The organism is Kitasatospora sp. NPDC052868, from assembly GCF_044547105.1.
In the GTDB taxonomy this organism is placed as follows: domain Bacteria; phylum Actinomycetota; class Actinomycetes; order Streptomycetales; family Streptomycetaceae; genus Kitasatospora.
Genome location: NZ_JBITZW010000002.1, coordinates 553,242 through 576,336, shown reverse-complemented (window position 1 = coordinate 576,336; position 23,095 = coordinate 553,242). Strand labels below are relative to the sequence as shown.

Annotated in this window: 21 protein-coding genes; 13 read left to right on the top strand and 8 right to left on the bottom strand. The window is 76.2% G+C overall.

The window, feature by feature from the left end; genetic code table 11:
• The first annotated feature begins 13 nt into the window (after window positions 1-13).
• From ACIGZJ_RS06210 to ACIGZJ_RS06200, 3 genes are read left to right on the top strand one after another with little or no spacing between them, the layout of a single operon-like run.
• A complete protein-coding gene (locus ACIGZJ_RS06210; protein ID WP_396456181.1) occupies window positions 14-505 on the top strand; it encodes a S26 family signal peptidase in 492 nt (163 codons plus the stop codon).
• A 56-nt stretch (window positions 506-561) separates the two neighbouring features.
• The gene (locus ACIGZJ_RS06205; RefSeq protein ID WP_396456180.1) at window positions 562-1,863 is read left to right on the top strand and encodes a sensor histidine kinase; all 1,302 of its coding nucleotides are present in this window, start codon (window positions 562-564) and stop codon (window positions 1,861-1,863) included.
• Entirely contained in the window at window positions 1,848-2,504 is a 657-nt protein-coding gene (locus ACIGZJ_RS06200) for a response regulator (RefSeq protein ID WP_396456179.1), read from the top strand. The genes ACIGZJ_RS06205 and ACIGZJ_RS06200 overlap by 16 nt, the downstream gene beginning before the upstream one ends.
• Window positions 2,505-2,524: 20 nt before the next feature.
• Here ACIGZJ_RS06200 and ACIGZJ_RS06195 read toward each other — a convergent pair whose 3' ends face one another.
• Both ACIGZJ_RS06195 and ACIGZJ_RS06190 read right to left on the bottom strand, forming a co-directional pair.
• Window positions 2,525-3,670, bottom strand: a complete 1,146-nt coding sequence (locus ACIGZJ_RS06195; RefSeq protein WP_396456178.1) for a glycosyltransferase family 4 protein — start codon at window positions 3,668-3,670, stop codon at window positions 2,525-2,527.
• Window positions 3,616-4,914 carry a hypothetical protein gene (locus ACIGZJ_RS06190; RefSeq protein ID WP_396456177.1) on the bottom strand — a complete coding sequence of 433 codons (1,299 nt, stop codon included), beginning with the start codon at window positions 4,912-4,914 and terminating at the stop codon, window positions 3,616-3,618. The genes ACIGZJ_RS06195 and ACIGZJ_RS06190 overlap by 55 nt, the downstream gene beginning before the upstream one ends.
• A 226-nt stretch (window positions 4,915-5,140) precedes the next feature.
• Here ACIGZJ_RS06190 and ACIGZJ_RS06185 point away from each other — a divergent pair, with 226 nt between their 5' ends.
• From ACIGZJ_RS06185 to ACIGZJ_RS06160, 6 genes are all read left to right on the top strand, one after another.
• On the top strand, window positions 5,141-5,929 hold the full coding sequence (locus tag ACIGZJ_RS06185; RefSeq protein WP_396456176.1) for an aminotransferase class IV: 789 nt from the start codon (window positions 5,141-5,143) through the stop codon (window positions 5,927-5,929).
• Between the two features lie 151 nt (window positions 5,930-6,080).
• Window positions 6,081-6,875, top strand: coding sequence for an ABC transporter ATP-binding protein (locus ACIGZJ_RS06180; protein WP_392932110.1), 795 nt, complete (start codon window positions 6,081-6,083; stop codon window positions 6,873-6,875).
• A complete protein-coding gene (locus ACIGZJ_RS06175) occupies window positions 6,872-9,400 on the top strand; it encodes an FtsX-like permease family protein (protein WP_396456175.1) in 2,529 nt (842 codons plus the stop codon). The genes ACIGZJ_RS06180 and ACIGZJ_RS06175 overlap by 4 nt, the downstream gene beginning before the upstream one ends.
• A gap of 329 nt (window positions 9,401-9,729) precedes the next feature.
• Window positions 9,730-10,203, top strand: coding sequence for a hypothetical protein (locus ACIGZJ_RS06170; protein ID WP_396456174.1), 474 nt, complete (start codon window positions 9,730-9,732; stop codon window positions 10,201-10,203).
• Window positions 10,200-11,774 carry a multicopper oxidase family protein gene (locus ACIGZJ_RS06165; protein WP_396456173.1) on the top strand — a complete coding sequence of 525 codons (1,575 nt, stop codon included), beginning with the start codon at window positions 10,200-10,202 and terminating at the stop codon, window positions 11,772-11,774. Before ACIGZJ_RS06170 ends, ACIGZJ_RS06165 begins: the two co-directional genes overlap by 4 nt.
• Window positions 11,775-11,963: 189 nt before the next feature.
• Window positions 11,964-13,322 (top strand): DUF2252 domain-containing protein, encoded by a 1,359-nt coding sequence (locus tag ACIGZJ_RS06160; protein ID WP_396456172.1) that lies wholly within the window; start codon window positions 11,964-11,966, stop codon window positions 13,320-13,322.
• A 93-nt stretch (window positions 13,323-13,415) separates the two neighbouring features.
• Here ACIGZJ_RS06160 and ACIGZJ_RS06155 read toward each other — a convergent pair whose 3' ends face one another.
• Window positions 13,416-14,369 carry a diacylglycerol kinase gene (locus tag ACIGZJ_RS06155; protein ID WP_396456171.1) on the bottom strand — a complete coding sequence of 318 codons (954 nt, stop codon included), beginning with the start codon at window positions 14,367-14,369 and terminating at the stop codon, window positions 13,416-13,418.
• Window positions 14,366-15,934, bottom strand: a complete 1,569-nt coding sequence (locus ACIGZJ_RS06150) for an FAD-binding oxidoreductase (protein ID WP_396456170.1) — start codon at window positions 15,932-15,934, stop codon at window positions 14,366-14,368. Before ACIGZJ_RS06150 ends, ACIGZJ_RS06155 begins: the two co-directional genes overlap by 4 nt.
• A gap of 74 nt (window positions 15,935-16,008) precedes the next feature.
• Here ACIGZJ_RS06150 and ACIGZJ_RS06145 point away from each other — a divergent pair, with 74 nt between their 5' ends.
• Together ACIGZJ_RS06145 and ACIGZJ_RS06140 are read left to right on the top strand one after the other, a co-directional pair.
• Entirely contained in the window at window positions 16,009-16,608 is a 600-nt protein-coding gene (locus ACIGZJ_RS06145; RefSeq protein ID WP_396456169.1) for a TetR/AcrR family transcriptional regulator, read from the top strand.
• Window positions 16,605-18,221, top strand: a complete 1,617-nt coding sequence (locus tag ACIGZJ_RS06140) for a glycerol-3-phosphate dehydrogenase/oxidase (protein WP_396456168.1) — start codon at window positions 16,605-16,607, stop codon at window positions 18,219-18,221. The genes ACIGZJ_RS06145 and ACIGZJ_RS06140 overlap by 4 nt, the downstream gene beginning before the upstream one ends.
• A 29-nt stretch (window positions 18,222-18,250) precedes the next feature.
• Here the strand turns inward: ACIGZJ_RS06140 and ACIGZJ_RS06135 are convergent, their stop codons facing one another.
• Both ACIGZJ_RS06135 and ACIGZJ_RS06130 read right to left on the bottom strand, forming a co-directional pair.
• Window positions 18,251-18,544 carry a hypothetical protein gene (locus ACIGZJ_RS06135; RefSeq protein WP_396456167.1) on the bottom strand — a complete coding sequence of 98 codons (294 nt, stop codon included), beginning with the start codon at window positions 18,542-18,544 and terminating at the stop codon, window positions 18,251-18,253.
• Between the two features lie 85 nt (window positions 18,545-18,629).
• Window positions 18,630-19,400, bottom strand: a complete 771-nt coding sequence (locus tag ACIGZJ_RS06130; protein WP_396456166.1) for an SDR family oxidoreductase — start codon at window positions 19,398-19,400, stop codon at window positions 18,630-18,632.
• Between the two features lie 98 nt (window positions 19,401-19,498).
• Between ACIGZJ_RS06130 and ACIGZJ_RS06125 the strand changes: the two genes are divergently transcribed.
• Window positions 19,499-20,440, top strand: coding sequence for a LysR family transcriptional regulator (locus tag ACIGZJ_RS06125; RefSeq protein WP_396456165.1), 942 nt, complete (start codon window positions 19,499-19,501; stop codon window positions 20,438-20,440).
• Window positions 20,441-20,544: 104 nt separating this feature from the next.
• Window positions 20,545-21,120: a TerD family protein gene (locus ACIGZJ_RS06120; protein ID WP_392932089.1), complete on the top strand. Its 576-nt coding sequence runs from the start codon at window positions 20,545-20,547 to the stop codon at window positions 21,118-21,120.
• Window positions 21,121-21,190: 70 nt separating this feature from the next.
• Here the strand turns inward: ACIGZJ_RS06120 and ACIGZJ_RS06115 are convergent, their stop codons facing one another.
• The gene (locus tag ACIGZJ_RS06115; RefSeq protein WP_396456164.1) at window positions 21,191-21,853 is read right to left on the bottom strand and encodes a response regulator; all 663 of its coding nucleotides are present in this window, start codon (window positions 21,851-21,853) and stop codon (window positions 21,191-21,193) included.
• Window positions 21,850-23,061: a sensor histidine kinase gene (locus tag ACIGZJ_RS06110; protein ID WP_396456163.1), complete on the bottom strand. Its 1,212-nt coding sequence runs from the start codon at window positions 23,059-23,061 to the stop codon at window positions 21,850-21,852. The genes ACIGZJ_RS06115 and ACIGZJ_RS06110 overlap by 4 nt, the downstream gene beginning before the upstream one ends.
• Window positions 23,062-23,095 lie beyond the last annotated feature (34 nt).

Sequence of the window (23,095 nt, the reverse complement as noted above, 5' to 3'; positions counted from 1 at the left end):
AGGGAGTTCCGTCATGCAGCTGCTCCTCGCCGTCGGCGGCGCCCTGGCCGTACTGCTGGTGGCCGCCGCCGTCCTGGCCCGGTCCGTGCTGTCGGTCATCGTGGTCGCGGGGTGGAGTATGGCCCCCACGCTCCGGCCCGGCCAGCGGGTGCTGGTCCTGAGCCGGCGGTTCGCCCGGCTGAGGCCGGGCCGGATCGTGGTGGTCTCCCGCGAGGCCCTCGACCTCCCGGCCGACGCCGCCGACCAGGCCGACCCCTCCGGCCCCCGCCGGCACCGTCTGCTGGTGAAGCGCCTCGCCGCGCTGCCCGGGGATCCCGTGCCGGAGTCGGTCCGCGCCGCCGTCCCCGACCCCGCCGTCCCCGGCGGCCGGGTGGTCCTGATCGGCGACAACCCGGCGTTCAGCACCGACTCCCGGCTCTGGGGCGCCGTCCCCGCGCACAGCGTGGTGGGCGTGGTGCTGGACGGGGTCAAGCTGCGCTCCCGGGCCGTGCCCCAGCGCGGCTGAGAGCGGCGGGCTCCGGCCGCCGGAGGGGCCGTCAGCTGGGCGGTTAGAGTGACGGGGTGAGCGAGGAACAGCAACCGGTGACCGTCTGGGCGCAGCTGTGCGCCCACCCCCGGCGGTTCCCGTTCACCCTCCGCGCGCTGCGCTGCTGGGGCTACCTGGTCGGCGGCGCGGTACTCGGCCCGCTGCTGTGGGCGCTGCTGGCCGTCCTGCTGCTGGCGGGCCTCGGCCTGTCGGTGCTCGGCCTCGGCCTGCTGGTACTGCCGGCCGTCGCGCTGTCCGGCCTCCCGGTCGGCGCCCTGGAACGCCGCCGCCTGCGCCTGGTCGAGCCGGTGCCGGTGGCCGACCCGCACCGCCCGCTGCCCGGCGCCGGCCGCCGGGCCTGGCTGCGCACCCGGCTGCGGGAGCGGGCGACCTGGCGCGCACTCGGCTACACCGCCCTCCTCGGACCGGTACTCGGCGCCGCCGACCTCGGCTTCACCGTCCTGCTGGCGGGCTCGGCCGCCCTGGTCACCAGCCCGGTCGTGGTCTGGGCCCTCGCCCCCGAGACGGTGATGCTGATCCCCGGCCGGGCCACCCCCGGACCGGTCGAGGCGCTGCCCGCGACCGCCGTCGGCCTGGCCGGCCTGCTGCTCTGCGGCTACGCGGGCGCGCTGCTCACCACCGCCCACGTCCGGCTCGCCCGGTTCCTGCTCGGCCCCCGGGACGAGGACCTCGGCCGCCAGGTCGTCGAACTCACCCGCTCCCGGGCCCGGCTGGCCGACGCCTTCGAGGCCGAGCGGCGCCGGATCGAACGCGACCTGCACGACGGCGCCCAACAGCAGCTCGTCGCACTCAGCATGACGTTGGGCCTGGCCGAGTACGAGCTGCGCGCCGCCGAACCGGCCGGCCCGGCGGCCGAGCTGGTCGCCCGGGCCCGCGGTGAGGCCCGGCAGGCGCTGGAGCAGCTGCGCAGCCTGGTCCGGGGCATCCACCCGCAGGTGCTCACCGACCACGGGCTGGCCGCCGCGGTGGCCGAGGTCGCGCTGCGCCACCCCGTCCCGGTGGAGGTCGACATCGACCTGCCGGCCCGGTTGCCGGGCCTGGTCGAGACGACGGCGTACTTCACCGTCACCGAGGCGCTCACCAACGCGGCCAAGCACAGCGGCGCGAGCGCGATCTCCGTGCTGGGCCGGGTCGAGCACGGCCGACTGGTCGTCCAGGTGACGGACGACGGCCGCGGCGGGGCCGACCCGGCCGCCGGGGCCGGACTGCAGGGGCTGGCCGACCGGGTGGCGATTCTGAGAGGCAGGCTCATGGTGACCAGTCCGATCGGCGGGCCGACCAGGCTCCGGGTGGAGGTGCCGTGCTCCGGATCGTGATCGCCGAGGACGCCGTACTGCTCCGCGCCGGGCTGGTCGAACTGCTCACCCGCGGCGGGCACCGGGTGATCGCCGCCGTCGGCGACGCGGCCGGGCTGGCCGCCGCGGTGGACGCCGACCGGCCCGACGCCGTGATCACCGACGTCCGGATGCCGCCCGACTACCACGACGAGGGCCTGCGGGCCGCCCTCGACCTGCGCGAGCGGCACCGGGGCCTGCCGGTGCTGGTGCTCTCCCAGTACGTGGCGACCCCGTACGCCACCCGGCTGCTCGGCGCGGCCGGGGCCCAGCCCGCCGGGCTCGGCTACCTGCTCAAGGACCGGGTCGGTGACGTGGCCGACTTCCTGGACGCGCTGCGCCGGGTGGCGGCGGGCGAGACGGTGATCGACCCCGAGGTGGTCCGGGTGCTGCTCCGCCAGCAGTCCGGCGACCGGCCGCTGAGCAGGCTCACCCCGCGCGAGCGGGAGGTGCTCGGGCTGATGGCGGAGGGGCTGAACAACCAGGCCCTCGCCCAGCGGCTGACCATCACCGAGGCCTCGGTGGTCAAGCACTGCGGGAACATCTTCATGAAGCTGGACCTCGACCCGACCGAGGGCAACCGCCGGGTGCTGGCGGTCCTGGCCCATCTGCGGGGCGAGTAGCGCCTTGGTCCCGTCCGGGCTCAGCGGTGCGCGGCGGGCGCCTGCGCCGGGTCGAGCAGCTCGGCCAGGCGGCGGGCGGACTCCTCCCAGGACCACTCCCGTGCCACCCGGCGCCGCCCGGCCGCGCCCATCGCGGCCCGCCCGGGGTCGCGCAGGATCCGGGTGAGCGCCGCCGCGACGGCCGCATGGTCGCGGCCGTCGACGACCGAGCCGGTCACACCGTCGAGGACGGTGTCGGGCGCGCCGCCGGAGTCGCCGACGACGACCGGCAGACCGGCGGCCGCGGCCTCCAGGAAGACGATGCCCAGGCCCTCCGCCTCCAGGCCCGCCCTCCTCGTCCGGCAGGGCATCGCGAAGACGTCCGCGGCCGCGTAGAACGCGGGGGTCCGGTCGTGCTCCCGGCCGCCGGCGAACACCACCGAGCCGGGCTCGGTGTGACGCCGGGCCAGGGCGCGCAGCCGCCGCTCGTCCGGGCCCTGGCCGACCAGCACCAGGACGGCCTGCGGGACGGCCCGCCGGATCAGCGGCAGGGCGCGGATCAGGGTGTCCTGGCCCTTGCGGGGGACGAGCCGGGCGACGCACAGGACCACCGGTCCGCCGTGCCCGGCCGTCTCCGGCGGGGCCGGCTCCGCCAGGGGGTGGAAGCGGTCGGTGTCCACGCCCGGGACCAGCCGCTCCAGCCGGGCCAGCGGCCCGAGCGCCGGGGCGATCCGGTCGCGGGTGTAGCCGCCGAGGTAGGTGACCACGTCGACGCCGTCGCCGATCCGCCGCAGCAGCCGGCGGGCCCCGGGGGTGCGGGCCCACCAGATCTCGTGGCCGTGGGTGGTGGCGACCATCCGCCGGATCGCGCCGCCGCTCTGCCGGCGCAGCCCGGGCGCCATCGCGGCGAGCGGTGCGGCGGCGCCGAACCAGACCCGGTCGCAGCCGTGCGCGCGGGCGATCTCGGCGGCCCGCCGGGTGACCCGGCCGGTGGGCAGCAGCATCCGGGCCGGGTCGCGGACCACCGGGAACGGCAGCCCCGCGTCGTGGCCGGCCGCGCCGGGCTCGGCCGAGGTGTAGACGACGACCTCGTCCGCGGGGAGGCGGGTGGCCAGGGCGTGGACGAAGGTCTCTATGCCGCCCTGGCGGGGCGGGAAGTCGTTGGTGATGACGAGCGTGGTGGCCATGGGGTCGGTTCAGCCTCGGTTCGCGGTTCGGTGGCGTGGACGGGGGCGGTGGAGCGGACTGCGTGGACGGGCTGTTCGGCAGGGCCGGGGTGGCGGGCCCGGGCGTACAGGACCAGCACGAGCGGCAGCGCGAGGTAGCCGAACCGCCCGGCGGGCGCCAGCAGGAAGGCCAGGCAGAGGCCGAGCGCGAGCCGGTCGGCGGCGGCGACGGCGTCCCGCGGCGGGCGCAGCAGCAGGGACGCGGCCACGGCGAGCCCGGCGAGCAGCAGCAGGGCGACGGCGAGGTACCAGCCGCCCGGGCCGGCCTGGGCGAGCAGCCGTCCGGGCAGCGGGCTGCCGGCCGGGGTCGGCAGCCCGCCGCGCCCGGTGGGGAAGGCGAACACCTGCTCCAGCAGCGGCCCGGGTGAACGCAGCGCCCCCGGCAGGACCAGCGCGGCCGTGCCCGCCAGGGCCGCCGCGGCGCAGCGCACCGCCGCCCGCCGGCCCGCGGTCGCCGCGAGCAGGGCGGACACCACCGCGACGGCCGGCCAGGCCGTCCACTTGAGCGCGCAGGCGGCGGCCAGCGCCAGCCCGGCGGCGGTCGGCCGCGCGCCCTTCGCGGCGGCCGGCAGACGGCCCCCGGCCGGTGCGGCGAGGGCGAGCGCCAGGCAGCAGAGGCCGGTCAGCGGCAGGTCCACCCCGCTGACGCAGAGCGGCAGCGCGACCAGCGGCGAGGCGATCAGCGCGGCGAGCGCGGGCCGTCGCCGGGCCGTCGGCAGCAGGCAGCCGAGGAAGGCCGCCGCGCACCACAGCCGGGCGTCGCCGAGCAGCCGCACCGCCCACCCGTCCGTCCCGAGCAGGGCGCGCGGCAGCCCGAACAGGGCCATGCCGGACAGGTACGGCGTGTACTCCTGCACCGTGCGCGGCTCGGCCAGGTAGGGCGTGCCGTGCTGGAGCAGCTGTGCGCCCGAGCGCTCGATCACGCCGACCTCGCTCTGCCCCTGCCCGGTCACGACCAGGGCGAGCAGCGGCAGGACGACGGCCCCGGCGAGCGCGAGGACGACGGAGACCGCCCGTCCGCGCCGCCCCGGCATGGCCGGCACGGCGGCGGCCGCCGCCAGGTAGCCGGCGGCGGCGCACAGGCCCCAGAGCCGGTGCGGCCCCAGTGCGGAGACCAGCGGGAAGGCGCCCGCCCACCCGGCCGCGAGCAGCCAGCCGGCGCACCGGGCGGCCCGTCGGTGGTCCGGGCTGAGTCGGTGCGTCAACAGGCCGTGCGGGGATGGTCGTTCGGGGCTCGGGCGGGCCGGGCTTCGGTGAGGGGTGATCAGCACACGACCATTCCAGCCGCGCGGCCCGGCGAGGTCATGACGGCCAGGTCGAGACCTCGTGGTCGGGTTTTCCCTACCCCGGCGCGCCCGGACCGCCCGGCGCGGGCCGACCCCGACCGCCCGACGCGCCCCGCCCCGCCCGCCCGGCTGGGAGACTCGGGGAATGGCTGAGATCGAGATCGACGGCGCGCCGCCCGGGGCCGGGCAGCTCGCCGCGCTGGGGCTGCTGAACTACGGGCACTTCACCACCCTGCGGGTCGAGGACGGCCGGGTGCGCGGCCTGGCGCTGCACCTGGACCGCCTGGCCCGGGACGGCCGGCTGCTGTTCGGGGCCGAGCCGGACCGGGCCGTGGTGCGCGAGCGGGTGCGGGCCGTCCTGCCGGCCGACGGCGGCCCGGTGGTCGTCCGGGTGACGGCGTACGACCCGGCGCTCGGCGTGGAGCGCCCCGGCGCGGCGGCCGCCCCGAGCCTGCTGGTCACCACCCGGGCGGCCGCGGCGCTCGCCCCCGGCCCGCTGCGGGTCCGCACCACGGCGTACACCCGGGAGCTGCCCGAGGTGAAGCACACCGGCCTCTTCGGCCTGGTCCGCCAGCGGAGACTCGCCCAACTGGACGGCTACGACGACGCGTTGCTGGTCGACGCGGCCGGCCGGGTGACCGAGGGCGCCACCTGGAACATCGGCTTCCACGACGGTCGGCGGCTGGTCTGGCCGGAGGGCGACCAGCTCCCCGGCGTCACCGCCGCCCTGCTCGCGGCCGCCCACACCGGCCCGCAGTGCCGCGAGCCCGTCCGGGCCGCCGACCCGGGCCGGTTCGCGGCGGCCTTCGCCCTCAACGCGGGGGTCGGCATCCGCCCGATCGCCGCCATCGACGGCACCGCCTTCGATCCGGACCACCCCGTCCTGGACGTCCTGCGGCAGGAGTACCAGCGGATCGCGGCGGACGAGGTCTGACCCGCACGGGGGCCCGGACGGCGAGCCCCCGGACGCTGGTGGGGATAACCCCACCCCCGGTCCGCCAGCGGCCTCCATGGTTGGGCACGCGGGGCCTTCCTAGGCTGGAACACGTCGACGACCAGCGACGATCCACGAAGGAAGGCCCACCATGGCACCCCGCCACGACCGCCCCCGGACCGAGCAGTACGGGCGCCCCGCCCACGCCGCCATCGAGCTGCGGTCGGTGCAGCGCAGCTACGGCCGCGGCGGCGAGACCGTGCACGCCCTGCGCGGAGTCGACCTGGCACTCGGCCACGGCACCTTCACCGCCGTGATGGGCCCCTCCGGCTCCGGCAAGAGCACCTTCCTGCAGTGCGCGGCCGGCCTGGACCGCCCGAGCTCCGGCGAGGTGTACCTCGGCGGCGAGGAGATCACGCGGCTGAGCGAGAACCGGCTCACCAAACTGCGCCGCAGCCGGATCGGCTTCATCTTCCAGTCCTTCAACCTGCTGCCCTCGCTGACGGTGCTGCAGAACGTGCTGCTCCCGCAGCGCCTCGCCGGCGAGCGCCAGGACCGCTCCCGGGCCAAGGAACTGCTCGCCCAGGTCGGCCTCGGCGAGCACGGCGGCCGGCGCCCCGGGCAGCTCTCCGGCGGCCAGCAGCAGCGCGTCGCGATCGCCCGCGCGCTGATCACCCGCCCGGACGTGGTGTTCGCGGACGAGCCGACCGGCGCCCTGGACACCCGTACCGCGCACGAGGTGCTCGGCCTGCTGCGGCACGCGGTGGACACCATGGGCGCGACCGTCGTCATGGTCACCCACGACCCGGTGGCCGCCTCGGTCGCCGACCGGGTGGTCTTCCTGGCCGACGGCGCCCTCGCGGGCGAGCTGCACCAGCCCGACCCGAAGACCGTCGCCGACCGGATGGTCTCGCTGGCCACGCGCCCGATGGGAGTGGCGGCGTGAGCAACGGACTCGCCCGCTCCTCGGTGCGGTTCCGGCCCGCGTCCTTCGCGGGCACCTTCCTCGCGCTGTTCTTCGGCGCGGCCGTCATCATGGCCTGCGGCACCCTGCTGCAGACCGGCCTCACCGCGAGCGTCCCGCCCGTGCGGTACGCGGACACCCCGGTGGTGGTCGCCGCCGACGCGACCGTCAGCATCACCAAGAAGGTCGGCGGGGACACCGAGACCGTCGAACAGAGCCTCCCCGAGCGGGCCCGGGTGGACGCGGCACTGGCCGGGCGGATCGCCGCCGCGCCCGGTGTCGCGGCCGCCCGCCCCGACACCTCCTTCCCGATCGCCCCCGGCCAGGCCACCCCCGGCCTCACCGGGCGCGCCATCGCCTCCCTCGGCATCGCCGGCGGCGCCGACCGGCTGACCGAGGGCCGGGCCCCCGGTGCCGGCGAGGTCGTGCTGGACGCCGCCACCGCCCGGGCCGCACACCTCGCCCCGGGCGCGGGCATCACCCTGACCGCCCCCGGCGGCACCGGCACCTACCGGATCTCCGGCCTCGCCGCCCCGCAGCAGGCCGGCCCCACCGCCTGGTTCGCCGACTCCGCGGCCGGACAGCTCTCCGGCCACCCCGGCCGGGTGGACGCCATCGCCGTCCAGCCCCGCGAGGGCGTCGACCGCAAGGCGCTCGCCGACCAGGTCCGCCGGGCCGTCGCCGGCGAGGCCGAGGTGCTGACCGGCGACGCCCGCGGCGGCGTCGAACAGCCCGCGCTCGCCGAGAGCCGCGCCATGCTCACCGCGCTCGGCGGCTCCTTCGGCGGCGTCGCCACCATGACCGCCGTGTTCGTCGTGATGAGCACCGTCGCCCTGGCCACCGGCCAGCGGGCCCGCGAGTTCGCCCTGCTGCGCGCCATCGGCGCCACCCCCCGCCAGATCCGCCGCACCATCGCCACCGAGGCGATGCTGGTCGCACCCGTGGCCGGCGCCCTCGGCATCCTGCCCGGCCTCGCGCTGGCCCGCTGGTGGTTCGGCGAGCTGTCCTCGCGCGGCGCCGTCCCCCCGTCGGTCGCCCTGTCCGTGGGACCGGTCCCGATGCTCGCCGCCGTCGGCGGCTGCACCCTCGCCGCGCTCGCCGCCGGCTTCCTGGCGGCCCGCCGCCCGTCCCGGATGCGGCCCAGCCAGGCGCTCGGCGAGGCCGCCGTGGAGGCCGGCCGCCCCGGCAAGGTCCGTACCGCCCTCGGCCTGGCCGCGATCGCCGGCGCCGTCGCGCTGGCCGGCCTCGCCGCCGGCCTGGACGGCGCCAAGGCCGCCAACACCGCACTCGGCGTGGTGATGTGCTTCCTGCTGGCCGTCGGCCTGCTCGGCCCCTGGGTGGCGGGGATCGCCTCCCGGGTGCTCGGCGCCCCGCTGCGGGCCGGGGCCGGCGCGCCCGGCTCGCTGGCCGCCGACAACACCCGGGCCAACGCCCGCCGACTGGCCTCCGCGATCACCCCGATCATCATGGTCACCGCCTTCTGCGGCACCCTGCTGTTCATGCAGAGCACCATCACCCACGCCACCGGCGAGCAGGTGCGCACCGGCATCACCGCCGACCACGTGATCTCCTCGACCGGCCCCGGCCTGGCCGCCGCCACCGCCGACCAGGCCGGCCGGGTGCCCGGCGTGGACGCCGCCGTCGGCGTGCTGCGCACCGCCGCGGTCTACCAGGACGGCTCGATGCTCTCCCAGGCCACCGCGCTGGGCGTGGCCGGCGACCCGGCCAAGCTGCCCCGGGTGCTCGACCTCGGCGTGAAGAGCGGCTCGCTGGGCGACCTCGGCCGCTCGGCCGACACCGTGGCGCTGGACTCGGGCCTCGCCGACACCCTCGGCGTGAAGATCGGCGAGGGCGTCCCGCTCTGGCTCGGCGACGGCGCCAAGGTCCGCCCGACGCTGGTCGCCACCTACGAGCGCGGCCTCGGCTTCGGCCAGGTGCTGCTGCCCCGGGCCGCCGTCGCGGCGCACGTCACGGCCGCCTACGACAGCCAGGTGCTGGTCGCCGACGCGGCCGGCGCCGACCGGGCCGCGGTCGCGGCCAAGCTGGCCGGCCTCCCCGGCGCCGCCGTCACCGACCGGGCCGGCTTCGCCGCGCAGTCCGACCGCCAGCAGGAGATCGGCGCCTGGGCCAACACCGTGATGGCCGGCGTGCTCGGCGGCTTCGCGGCCGTCACCGCCGCCAACACCCTGGTGATGACGGTGCTGGACCGGCGCCGCGAGGTCGCGCTGCTGCGCCTGGCCGGCACCACCAGGCGCCAGGTCCGCGGGATGATGCGCTGGGAGGCGCTGCTGGTCGCCGCGACCGGCCTGCTGGTCGGCGGCGTGATCGCCTGGATCACCCTGGTGCCGATCACCCGGGGGATCGCCAGGACCGCGCCGCACATCCCGGTCGGCACGGCCCTGCCGCTGGCCGCCGGCGCCGTCCTGCTCTGCGTGGCCGCGACCGGCCTGCCGGCCCGGGCGCTGCTGCGGGCCCGCCCGGTCGAGGCGGGCGGCGGCCGGCAGTAGCGACGCGGACCCCGGCGGGCCCGGCTCGGATCAGAGCGGACCAGCCGGGACCAGCCGGGACCAGCCCGGACCAAGCAGGACCAGTCAGGCCCGAACGGGCGATACGCCGAGGCGTGTCGCCCGTTCGGGCTATCCAGCCGTGCTGAGCAGCGGCAATGGGGTGTCCCAGGGAGGCAAAACCGTTTATTGGCACTGATCGTGATGTCGGATCAGCTACGCTCTCGGCCGCGCGATCCCCGCTACTGGACCTTGCCGGCGAGGCACCCCGACGGTGCCGGGCCGTCCGGTCTGCTGCGCCCTCCCGCCCCGCGAGCAGAGAGAAGACCGACATGAGCAGTCCCCCCGCGGTCGCAACCGCGCCCCGTTGGCCGCTGATCCTGCTGCGGACCACCGCGACCTCGCTCGCCCTGCTGGCCGTCCTCCAGGCCATGCTGGCCGGAAGCTTCCTCAACGGGAACTACGAGTCGCTCAAGGCCCACGAGGGCACGGCGATGACGCTGGCCACCGTGGTGCTCGCCCAACTGGCGGTGGCGGTGCCGGTCCGCTGGGTCGGCCGCGGCCCGCTCTGGCCGCTCTGGGGGTCGGCGCTGCTGGCCGTTGCGGTGACGATGCAGATCGTCTTCGGGTACGAGCGGTTGCTGGGCCTGCACGTGACGCTCGGCGTGCTGCTGGTCAGCGGCATCCTGTTCGGGCTGGTCGGCGCCTGGCGGCAGCCGCTGCCCGCGAAGGGCGGCGCCCCGTCGGCGGCCGACGCCGGCGGCCGGCTGCCCCGGCCGGGCGGGCACGTCGAGGTGGTCAAGTGAACCGCCGACGGTTCCTGGGCATCGGTGCGGCCGTGGTCGGCGCGGGCGCGGTCGGCGCGGTCGCCGTCCCCTCGGCGGCGCGGCTGCTCGCCGAGGGCCGGCCGGGCCGGCTGCTGCCCAGCCGGCTCGACCTCCCCGCGCCGTTCCAGGTCGACCTGCCGGTGCCCGCCGTACTGAAGCCCGTCCGCACCGACGCGACGACGGACTACTACGAGATCACCCAGCAGCTCGCCCGGCTGGAGATCCTGCCCGGCCTGCGCACCGAGGCCTGGACGTACGGCGGCACCTTCCCCGGTCCGACGGTGGTCGCCCGGTCGGGGCGGCAGGTGGCGGTGCACCACCGCAACGAGCTGCCGGTGCCCTCCGTCGTCCACCTGCACGGCGGGCACACCCCGGCGGCCAGCGACGGCTACCCGACCGACCTGGTGCTGCCGGTCGGCTCCAACGCCTCCGCGATGGCGGGCGCGGGCGGCATGCCGGGGATGGAGCACCACGCCGAGGCGTCCCCCGGCAACACCGTCGTCGGCGACCGGACGTACACCTATCCCGGTACGCAGCGGGCCGCCACCCTCTGGTACCACGACCACCGGATGGGGTACACCGGCCCCGGCGTCTGGCGCGGCCTGGCCGGGTTCCACCTCCTGCACGACGACGAGGAGGCGGCGCTGCCGCTGCCGCGCGGCGAGCGGGACATTCCGCTGATGCTCGCCGACCGCTCCTTCGCCGAGGACGGCTCCTTCCGCTACCCGGCCGCCGACGCGGACGGGCCCGGCGTCACCACCGACTACATGAACGGTGTGCTCGGCGACGTCATCCTGGTCAACGGCGCGCCCTGGCCGAGGCTGACCGTCGACCGGGCCCGGTACCGGCTGCGGTTCCTCAACGCCTCCAACGCCCGGCTGTACCGGCTCGAACTGGACCCGCAGCCCTCCGGCGGCGACGCCCTGGTGCAGATCGGCGGGGACGGCGGCCTGCTGGAGAGTCCGATCGGGCACGACGCGCTGGAGGTGGCCCCGGCCGAACGCTTCGACGTGGTGGTCGACTTCGCCCGCTACGAGCCGGGGACGTCGGTACGGCTGGTGAACCGCTTCGGCAGCGACCGGGCCGCCGAGGTGATGCGCTTCGACGTCTCCACCCGGACGGTCTCCGACGACTCGGCCGTGCCGGACCGGCTCTCCACCATCGAGCGGCTCGACCCCGGCGCCGCCGTCACCACCCGCACCTTCTCCTTCAAACGCAGCCGCAGCGACGGCTGGACGATCAACAACCAGCCCTACCAGCCCGGTCGGGCGCTGGCCCGGCCGGCCCTCGGCACCACCGAGATCTGGCGGTTCTTCACCGACCTGCACCACCCCGTCCACCTGCACCTGGACCACTTCCAGGTGCTGTCGCGCAACGGCAAGGACCCGGGCCCGTACGACGCCGGGTGGAAGGACACCGTGGACCTGCGGCCGGCCGAGGCGGTGGAGGTGCTGGTGCGGTTCACCGACTACCGGGGGACGTACATGCTGCACTGCCACAACCTGGAGCACGAGGACATGGCGATGATGGCGGACTTCGTCGTGGAGTGACCCCGCCGCACGGCTCTCCCGGTCGGACCCGCTCTCCCGGTCGGACCCGCTCACTCGTTCGGCCGAGCGCCGGCGGGCGCCCGGTGCGCCCGTCGGCGCCTCGACGTGCCGGGCCGCCGCGGGTGCCTTAGCGTCACCAGCAGGCCGTATCCAGGCCTTGCCCCGCCGACGCCGACCCGGGAGCCGAGCATGACCAGTCCTGTAGAGCGCCGCCGGCGCGGCCGGGCCGCCCGTGAGCGGGTCCCGCGCTCCGCCCACGGCCGCTGGATCCCGGCCGCGGACCGCCCCGACCCGGTCTCCGTCCTGGAACAGCAGGGCTCCGACCGGGTCACCGAACTGCTGCCGATCCGCTACGGCCGGATGGCCGAGTCCCCCTTCGCCTTCCTGCGCGGCTCGGCCGCGGTCATGGCCGCGGACCTCGGGGCCGGCCCGGACACCGGGCTGACCGTCCAACTCTGCGGCGACGCCCACCTGGTGAACTTCGGGGTGTACGCCTCGCCGGAGCGCGCCCTGCTCTTCGACGTCAACGACTTCGACGAGACCTACCCGGGCCCGTTCGAATGGGACGTCAAGCGGCTCGCCGCCAGCGTCGCCGTCGCCGCCCGCGACAACGGCCAGGACGAGGAACGCGTCCGCCGGGCCGCGCTCGCCGCGGCGCAGGGGTACGCGACCGCGATGCGCAGGCTGGCCGAGGCCGGTGAACTCGACGTCTGGTACGCCCGGATCGACTCCGCCGACATCCTGGCGCTGGTCCGCAAGGCCAAGCAGCGCAAGCGACTCGAGTCCGGCCTCGCCCGCGCCCGGCGCCGCACCAGCATGCAGGCCTTCGGCAAGCTCACCGAGATCCGCGACGGCCGCCGCCGGATCATCGACGACCCGCCGCTGATCGAGCCGCTCGCCAAGGCCGAACTGCGCGACGTCGGCAAGATCTTCAGCGACTACCGCAGCACGCTGGCCGAGGACCGCCGCGTCCTGCTCGACCGCTACCGGTTCATCGACGCCGCCCGGAAGGTGGTGGGCGTCGGCAGCGTCGGCACCCGCTGCTTCATCCTGCTGCTGGAGGGCCGCGACGAGCAGGACCCGCTCTTCCTCCAGATCAAGGAGGCCGGCCGGTCCGTCCTGGAGGACCACCTCCCGGAGGCCCGCCCCGAGGCCGAGGCGCCGATCGCCCACGGTGGCCGCCGGGTCGTCACCGGCCAGCACCTGATGCAGGCCGCCAGCGACATCTTCCTCGGCTGGACCAGCGGCCCGGCCGGGCGGCACTTCTACGGCCGCCAGCTGCGCGACATGAAGGGCTCCGCGGAGGTCTCCGAAATGACCCCGTCGGGGCTGCGCGCCTACGCCGACCTCTGCGGCCGCACCCTGGCCCGCGCGCACGCCCGCTCCGGCGACCGCCTCGCGATCGACGGCTACCTCGGTGGCTCGGACACCTTCGCCGAGGCGATCGCCGACTTCGCCGTCCTGTACGCCGACCAGACCCTGGTCGACCACGCCGCGCTGGAGGCGGCCATCGACGACGGGCCGCTCAAGGCGCGGCGCGGCGTCTGAGCAGGCGTCCGGGCCGGGGTTACGGCCTGCGGGGAGGGCCGGCCGGATCATCGGCCGGCCCTCCCCGCAGTGGGCCGAAGGAGCGGTGGGCGGTCAGGCGGGGCCCGGGACGAGCAGGTGCAGGGCGGCCCGGGCGACGGTGACGTCGACCGGGAGCGGTGCGATGAACTCGCCGTCCGCGTAGGCGGTGATGCCCGGCGACTCGATCCGCAGCGAGGCCGTGCGGTGGGTGGTGACCTCGGAGTGGTGGATGTGGGTGCCCTTGAAGACGGTGGGGAAGAACCGGGCGACCCGCAGCCGGGGCATGGCGGCGACGAGGGTGACGTCGAACAGGCCGTCGGCCGGGTCGGCGCCGGGGCAGATCAGCATGCCGCCGCCGTAGCTGCGGGTGTTGCCGACCGCGGCGAGGGTGAGGTCGCGCTCGATCACCGTGCCGTCGTCCAGCACCAGGCGGAACGGGAGCGGCCGCAGGTTGGCGAACTCGGCGAGGATGGCGAGGTTGTAGCGCATCCGCCCGCGCGGCCAGCGCAGCCGGTTGGTGCGGTCGCTGACCAGGGAGTCGAAGCCCGCGGCGAGGACCGAGCCGAACCAGCGGGTGGAGCCGTCGGCGGCGCTCACCCGGCCGAGGTCCACGGTGGCGGTGTGCCCGGCCGCGACCACCTCGGCGGCCTCCTCGGGGGAGCGGCGCGGCAGGCCGTACTCGCGGGCGTGGTCGTTGCCGGTGCCGGCCGGGATGACGCCGAGCGGGGTGGCGGTGCCGGCCACCGCCTGGAGGGCGAGGTTGATCATGCCGTCGCCGCCGACCACCACCAGGGCGTCGATGCCCGGCCCCTCCTCCTTCACGCCGTGGCCCGCCCCGGCCCCGGCCACGGCCTCGCGGGCCAGCCGCAGGGTGTCCTCCGCCGAGGTCCCGGCCAGCGGCAGGGCCTCGATGCCGAGCGCGTGCAGCCGGGCGGTGGCCCGGCGGGCGGCGGTCCCGGCGTGGCCGCCGCCCGCCGCCGGGTTGGTCAGCACGACCACCCTGGCGATCGGTCTCGGGCCGCTCACGGGATCAGCTTGCCGGGGTTGAGGATGCCCGCCGGGTCGACGGCGGCCTTGACCGCGCGCAGGATCCGGACGCCCAACTCGCCCACCTCGTCGGTCATCCACGGCCGGTGGTCGGCGCCGACGGCGTGGTGGTGGGAGATGGTGCCGCCGTTCGCCATGATCGCGTCCCCGGCCGCGCGCTTGGCGGCGGCCCACTGGGCCAGCGGGTCCTCGCCCATCGCCGCCACCACGGTGAAGTAGAGCGAGGCGCCGGTCGGGTAGACGTGCGAGATGTGGCACAGCACCAGCGCGCCGGGCAGCGCGGTGGTCAGCGCGGCGGTGACGGCGAACCGGAGGAACGGCAGTTGCCGCCAGTCGGTGGCCGTCTCCAGGGTCTCGCAGAGCGCGCCCGCGTTCAGCAGCGAGTCGCGCAGGTACGGCGCGTTGAACCGGCCGTGCTCCCAGGCACGGGCCGGCGCCTCGCCGAGCGAGCTGCCGCCGGCCGCCAGCAGGGCCGCCCGGGTGAGCTGCTGCCGGGCGGCGACCTGCTCGGCGCCGCCCTCGAACACGGTGACCGCGAGGCACCCGCTCACCGCCGGCTCCCCGCCGATCCGCTCGGTCAGCGCCAGGTTGATCGCCGTCTCGGCCTCGTCGGACAGCCGGATCACGGTCGGCCCGGTGCCCTGCTGCTCGACCGCCCGCAGCGCCGCCGCGCCGGCCGTGAAGTCCGGGAAGCTCCAAGCCTCGTAGGCCTTCGCGGCGGGGACGGGGTGCACCCGCACCCGGACGGCGGTGATCACGCCGAGGGTGCCCTCCGAGCCGAGGAACAGCTCGCGCAGGTCCGGCCCGGCGGCCGAGGCGGGGGCCCGGCCGAGGTCCAGCACACCGGAGGGGGTGACGACGCGCAGGCCGCGCACCATCTCGTCGAAGCGCCCGTACCCGGCGGAGTCCTGGCCGGAGGAGCGGGTGGCCGCGAAGCCGCCGATGGTGGCGAAGCGGAAGCTCTGCGGGTAGTGGCCGAGTTCGAAGCCGCGCTCGGCGAGCAGCGCCTCCGCGGCCGGTCCGGTGAGGCCGGCGCCGAGGACGGCCTCGCCGGAGGTCTCGTCCAGGTCGAGCAGCGCGTCGAAGCGGCGCAGGTCGAGCGAGACGACGGCCGCGAAGCCCTCCCGGAGCGGCTCCAGCCCGCCGACCACGCTCGTGCCGCCGCCGAACGGGACCACGGCGATGCGGCGTTCGGCGCAGAGCGCGAGCAGCGCGGCGACCTCGTCCTCGGTGCCGGGCAGCACGACCGCGTCCGGGGCGTCCTGGGGCCGGTGGCTGCGGCGGCGCAGCAGGTCCGGGGTGGACTTGCCGCCGGCCCGGGGGAGGCGGTCGGCGTCGGCCGCGCTGACGTGCGCGTCGCCGACGACGGCGGCCAACGCCTTCAGGTCCGCGTCCGTGAGCAGCGAGGGCTGCAGGACCGCCTCGGCGGCGCTCGGGCCGGGGGCGGGGGCGCCGGTCACGCCGAGGGCGGCGGCCAACAGCGCCTTGACCTCGACGGACAGCTCCTTGGCGAGGGCCGGGTCGCCCCAGGCGTCCCACTTCATCGGGGGGAGCGGAAGCGCGGCGCCGGCCGGTCCCGCTTGCGTCTCAGGTGCCATGCGTTACAGTTTCACACATCATGTCAAGTAGTAACGCCGAGCAGCCGGCGCCCCAGGAACCGCGCAGCACCGACGACGCCATCCTCGACGCCGCCGCCGAGTTGATCGTCCATCTCGGCGTGCGCCGCACCCAGTTGGCCGAGATCGCACGCCGCGCCGGGGTCAGCCGGCCCACCGTCTACCGGCGCTGGCCGGACGTCCGGGCGGTCATCGGCGCACTGCTCACCCGGGAGATCCGCACCACCCAGGAGCAGGTCGAGCTGGCCGGGCAGGACCGCGAGGCCTTCGTCGACGGGGTCGTCGAGGTCGCCGTCCGGCTGCGCGACCACCCGGTCCTCGGCGCGCTGCTGCGTTCGGCCGACTCCGACGCGCTCTTCGAGTACGTCGTGGAGCGGCTCGGCACCAGCCAGCGCGGCCTGCTCGAAGCACTGCGCGCGGGCATCGCCCAGGGGCAGCGGCACGGCTCGATCCGGGCCGGCGAGCCCACCGAACTCGCGGCGATGGTGCTGCTGATCGCCCAGTCCACCGTCCAGTCGCACCGCATGGTCGCCTCCCTGCTGTCCGAGGCGGCCTGGCGGCGCGAACTGGCCAGAGCACTGAACGGATACCTCGCGCCATGACCTCGACCGCCGCAAGTCCGTCCGCCGCAAGTCCGTCCGCCGCAGGCGCCGCGCTCGGCCTGTACGCCGGGACGGCCCGACTCGACGCCCGGCGAAGGGGCCTGGAGCTGGACACGCTCAGCGGCGGGGGAACCGTCGACCTGCTGGTGATCGGCGGCGGCGTGACCGGCGCCGGCGTCGCCCTGGACGCGGCCTCGCGCGGGCTGCGCACCGTGCTGGTCGAAGCCCGGGACCTCGCCTTTGGAACCAGCCGGTGGAGCTCCAAACTGGTTCACGGCGGTCTGCGCTACCTCGCCTCCGGCCGGATCGGCGTGGCCCGGGAGAGCGCGGTCGAGCGCGGTGTGCTGATGACCACCACCGCCCCGCACCTGGTCCGCGCGCTGCCGCAACTCGTACCGCTGCTGCCGGAGTTGCTGAGCCCGGCGCAGGCCGCGCTGGTACGGGTCGGCTTCCACGCGGGGGACGCGCTGCGGCTCGGCGCCCGCACCCCCGGCACGGTGCTGCCCCGGATGCGCCGGGTCGACGCCGACCGGGCCCGCCGGCTCGCGCCCGCGCTCAAGGCCGACGGCCTGCGCGGTGCCCTGGTCGCGCACGACGGCCAACTCGTCGACGACGCACGGCTGGTGGTGGCACTCGCCCGGACGGCCGCGCAGTACGGCGCCACCGTGCTCACCCGGGTGCGGGCGGAGGAGGTCACCGGCGGCTCGGCCCGGCTCACCGACACCCTCACCGGACAGTCGCTCACCCTCGCCGCGCACGCCGTCGTCAACGCCACCGGCGTGTGGGCGGGCGAGGTGGACCGGTCGATCCGGCTGCGGCCCAGCCGGGGCACCCACCTGATCCTCGACGCGGCCGCCCTCGGCCACCCGACGGCCGCGCTCACCGTGCCGGTGCCCGGCTCCACCAGCCGGTTCGTCTTCGCCCTGCCGCAGCAGCTCGGCCGGGTCGCCGTCGGACTGACGGACGAGGACGCGCCCGGCCCGATCCCGGACGAGCCGGTGCCGACCGACGCCGAGATCGACTTCCTCCTGGACACCGTCAACGGGGCCCTGCAGACGGCGCTGACCAGGGCGGACGTCCGCGGCGCCTACGCCGGGCTGCGGCCGCTGATCGACACCGGAGGCGGCAGCACGGCCGACATCTCGCGCCGGCACGCGGTGCTGGAGTCCCCGTCCGGCGTGGTCACGGTGGTCGGCGGCAAACTGACCACCTACCGGCGGATGGCCGAGGACGCGGTGGACACCGCCGTCCGGCTGCGCGGCCTGCCGGCCAGGGCCTGCTGGACGGCGCGGCTGCCGCTGGTCGGCGCGCCCGCGCACCGCGACAGCCGGCCGGTGCCGGCCGGGACGCCCGCCTCGCTGGCCGCCCGGCACGGCGGTGCCTCCCGGGAGGTGCTCGCGGTGGGGGAGGCGCTGGTGCCGGCCGCCGCCGACCGGGTCGCCGAGGGGATCGACGTCACCCGCGCCGAGATCGCCTACGCCGTCACGCGCGAGGGCGCGTTGGACGCCTCGGACGTGCTCGACCGCCGGACCAGGATCGGGCTGGTGGCCGAGGACGCGGAGCGCGCCCGCGCGGCCGTGGAGGAGATCGTGGCGGTCTGCCGGAAGGCGTAGGGCCCGTCTTCGGTCCGGGCGGGCGCGGATCAGCGCCCGGTGTGCTCGGGCATCGGCCGGACCGCACCGCCCAGGTCCAGTACGCAGGCCAGCGGGCGCTCCGGCGCGCCGGTCCGCTCCAGCCGCACCGAGAGCGGCAGCGGCGGCTCCTGCGACACCTCGGCGGACAGCGTGAGCGGGTAGCCGCCGTGCCCGCGGACCCGGTGGAAGGCGCACTCCTTGCCGTCCACCAGCAGCTCCGTCTCGGTGATCCAGCCGGAGCGGACGTTCACGGTGACGGAGTGGCCGGCCTGGTCGAGGTGGAAGCTGTGCCGCTGGCGCATCGGGACCTCCCGCAGGGGTGGGCGGGCGTGTCGGCGGCCGCCCGCCCCGCCAGTTTAGGCTGCGGCGTACGCCCCGGCCCGCCGGTCAGACCAGCCGTCCGCCGCCGTCCACGTGCAGCACCGTGCCGGTCACGAACGGGCTGCCGATCGCGAACAGCACCGCCCGGACGAGGTCCTCCGTGCTGCCCACCCGCCGGGCCGGGTTGCGCTCGGCGACCGCACGCAGGAACGGCTCCTTGTCCGAGCCCATCCCGTCCCACGAGCCGCTGTCCACGATGCCCGGGGAGACGGCGTTCACCCGCACCGGCGCGATCTCCACCGCGAGCGCCTGCACCAGGAAGGCCAGCGCGCCGTTGGTGGTGGCCATCACCGTGCGGGCCGGGGCCGGACGCCAGGCGGCGACGCCGGAGAAGAAGGTGAACGAGCCGCCCTCCGGGCCGCCGGTCGCGACCTGCCCGGCGAGGTGCTTGGCGAGCAGCATCGGGCCGATCACCTTGGCCGCGAACGCCCGCTGCACATCGGCGAGTTCGAGATCGGCGAGCGGGCCGTTCGCGGGCATCGCGGCGGTGGAGACCAGGTGGTCGAAGCGGCCGGTGGCGGCGGCCAGCGCGGCGATCGACGTCTCGTCCGCGAGGTCCACCGGCACCACCTCGGCCGGGCCGGCCAGCTCGCCGGCGGTCCACTCCAGCTTGCGCGGGTCGGGGCCGGCCAGGACCAGCTCGGCCCCGGCCGCGGAGGCGGCGCGGGCGAGCGCGCGGCCGGTGTTCGAACCGGCGCCGACCACGACGACACGGCGGCCCCCGAGCGCGGCGGGCATGGTGGGCGCGACGGGGGAGGAGGGGGAAAGGGCGGCCATCGGGAGCTCCAGAGGTCGAGTGGTGTTGCTCCGACCCTCCTCCCACCAGCGGTGATGCGTCCAAGGCTTGTTTTCTCCCCTGGCCATAAACTCCCTGCATGACCACGCTGCGACAGCTCGAGTACCTGGTGACCGTCGTCGACACCGGCTCCTTCACCCGGGCCGCCGAACTGCTGCACGTCACCCAGCCCGCGCTCTCCCACCAGGTCCGGGCGCTGGAGCGGTCCGTCGGCGGCGCCCTGCTGGAGCGCCTGCCGCGCGCCGTGCGGCTGACGCCGATGGGCCGGGCGGTCCTCCCGCACGCCCGCGCCGCCCTCGCCGACGCCGAACGGCTGCGCACCGCCGCCCGGCTCGCGGCCGGTCTGGACTGCGGTGAACTGGAGCTCGCCACGGTCTACTCGGTCAGTCTCGGCATCCTGCCGCCGGTCCTGCGGGCCTGGCGCCGCGAGCACCCGCAGGTGCGGATCCGGCTGCGCGAGTACGCGCACAACGACGAGCTGCGCGCGGCGATGGCCGCCGGGCAGGCGGACGTGGCGGTCGGCACCCCGCCGCCGGACTGGGAGGGGCCGATCCGCGAGCTGGGCGTCGAGGAGTTCGTCCTGGCGCTGCCCGCGAAGGACGCGGGGGACGCCGGGGGCGCCGAGGGCGAGGAGGTGGACCGCCGGACGGTGCCGCTCGCCGAGCTGGCGGACCGCCCCTGGGTGCACTACGCGCCGGGCAACGGCCTCGCCGAACTGGTCGACGGCATCTGCGCGGAGGCCGGGTTCCGGCCGCGGGCCGCCGTGCGGACCGAGCAGACCGCGGCCGCGCCGCTGCTCGCCGCCGCCGGGCTGGGGCCCGCGCTGGTACCCGCGAACATCGTCCCCCCGGGCTTCGACGGACTGGTCCGCCGCCCCGAACCGCCGGTGCGGCGCCCACTGGTCGCGTACACCCGAACCCGGCCCGACCCGCTCACGGCGGCCTTCGTCGACCTGTTGGCCCGACAGGCCTGTCTGCTGCCGCCGCACGTCTCGGCCCTGTTGGGCGCGCCCCGGGGCTGATGGCGCGCGCCCCGGCGGGTGGTGCCGGTTGTGGGCGGATGCGTTCTGGTGATCTCTACAGTGTTGTAGATTCATTGCCAGGGAGAGCAACCGAGGAGGGCATCGTGGGAGTTTCGCTGGCCAAGGGCGGCAATGTCTCGCTGACCAAGGAGGCGCCGGGGCTGACCGCCGTCATCGTCGGACTCGGCTGGGACGTGCGCACCACCACCGGGGCCGACTACGACCTGGACGCGAGCGCGCTGCTCTGCACCGCGCTCGGCAAGGTGGTCTCGGACCAGCACTTCGTCTTCTTCAACAACCTGCACAGCCCCGACGGTTCGGTCGAGCACAGCGGCGACAACCTGACCGGCGGCGGCGACGGGGACGACGAGCAGATCAGGGTCGACCTGGCCGCCGTGCCGGCCGACGTGGCCAAGGTGGTCTTCCCGGTGTCGATCTACGACGCCGACGCCCGGCTGCAGAGCTTCGGCCAGGTCCGCAACGCCTTCATCCGGGTGGTCGACCAGGCCAACGGCCGGGAGATCGCCCGCTACGACCTCACCGAGGACGCCTCGACCGAGACGGCCATGGTCTTCGGCGAGCTCTACCGCAACGGCGCGGAGTGGAAGTTCCGTGCCATCGGCCAGGGGTACGCCTCCGGCCTGCGCGGCATCGCGACCGACTACGGCGTGAACGTCTAGGCCCTGTCCAGCCGGTAGGGCCGGTAGGGCCGGTAGGGCTGCTCGGGCCGGTGCGCCTGGGCGCGGCGCCTCACCGCGGCGTCGCGACCAGGCCCATCTCGTAGGCCGTGATGACGAGTTGGACCCGGTCGCGGGCGTTCAGCTTGGTGAACAGCCGGGCCACGTGGGACTTCGCGGTGGCCACCGAGATGACGAGCTCGTCGGCGATCTCGGTGTTCGACCGGCCCCGGCCGACCAGGGTGAGCACCTCCCGCTCGCGCTCGGTGATGCCCTCGACCGACCGGGACGGGCGTTGCGCGGTGGGCGCAGGCCGGTCGAGCAGGTCGGCGATCAGTCGGCGGGTGACGCCCGGCGCGATCAGGGCGTCCCCGGCCGCGACCACCCGGACCGCCGCGAGGATGTCGTCCACCGCCATGTCCTTGACGACGAATCCGCTGGCGCCGGCCCGCAGCGCACCGTAGACGTACTCGTCCTCGTCGAAGGTGGTCAGGACCAGGACGCGGGTGGCGGGGCAGGATCCGGCGATCAGCCGGGTGGCCTCGATGCCGTCCATGCCGGGCATCCGGATGTCCATCAGCACCACGTCCGGGCCGGTCTCGCGGGCCAGCCGCACCGCCTCGGCGCCCGAGGCGGCCTCGCCGACCACCTCCAGGTCGGGGTGGTCGGTCATGATCACGCGCAGGCCGGAGCGGACCAGCGGCTGGTCGTCGGCGAGCAGGACGCGGATGCTCATCGGCTGCCCGCCCCGGCTCCGGCCCTGACGCCGGCTCCAACTGCGGCTGCGGCCCCGACGGGTTCGGGCAGCGGCAGCCGGGCCGACACCCGGAAGCCGCCCTCGGGCCGGGGCCCGGCGCTGAACCGGCCGTGCAGCAGGCTGACCCGTTCCCGCATGCCGGTGATGCCGAAGCCCGATCCGCCGTTGGCCGATCCGCCGTCAGCCGATCCCCCGCCGGCCGGTATGCCGCGCCCGTCGTCGACGACCTCCACCGACAACTCCTCCACCCCGTAGTCGACGGCCACCCGGCAGTGCCCGGTGCCCGCGTGGCGGACCACGTTGGTCACCGCCTCCTGCACGATACGGTAGGCCGACAAATCGATGTCGGCCGGCAGTCGGCGCTGGTCACCGGCCCAGTGCAGCTCGACCCGGACCCCCGCGTCCGCGGTCGCCGCCGCCAGTCGTTCGAGGTCCGCGAGGCCGGGCGTCGGGCCGAGCGGCGCCTGCGCCGAGCCGGGGTGCGGATCCGCCTGACGCAGGGCCACCAGGGTGCGCCGAAGGCCCGACAGGGTCTCCCGGCTGGTGGCCTCGATGGCCCGCAGCGCCTCGCGGGCCTCCGCGGGCTGGGTCTCGATGACCCGGCCGCCGACCCCGGCCTGGATCGCGATGATGCCGATGCTGTGCGCGACCATGTCGTGCAACTCCCGGGCGATCCGCAGCCGTTCGGCCGTCACCGCCTCGGCCACCTCCTGCGAGCGCAGGGCCGTCGCGTGCTCGCGGCGCTCCCGGACCAGCAGTCCGACCATGACGGAGGTCGCCATCGCCAGCAGGGCCACCACCCCCATCCCGAGCATGGCGTCCGGCCCGGTGTACAGGCCGAGGGCCATGGCCTGCAGCAGCACCGTCACCGAGACGGCGGCGGTGCGCACCGATCGGGACCGGGTGGCGACGATGACGCCCAGGACGAAGTCCACCACCAGGAAGGGGGTGAACCGGGCCGGCCCGTTGCCCGGGGCGAGCTCCAGCACGCCGAGGGCGGCGAGTTGGGTCAGCGCCAGCGCCACCGGCGGGCTGCGCCGCAGCACTCCGAGCAGCAGGCCGAACGCGAGTACCGTCCCGGCGGCGTGCAGACCGCCGGGCGCGCGGGGCGCCCCGGTGAGCAACACCGCTACCAGGAAGGCGTACAGCAGGCCCCCGCCCCAGGTCATCAGCCTGTTTCTCGTCATTCCGCGAGCCTATCGGCCCGCCGCCGGCCGGACA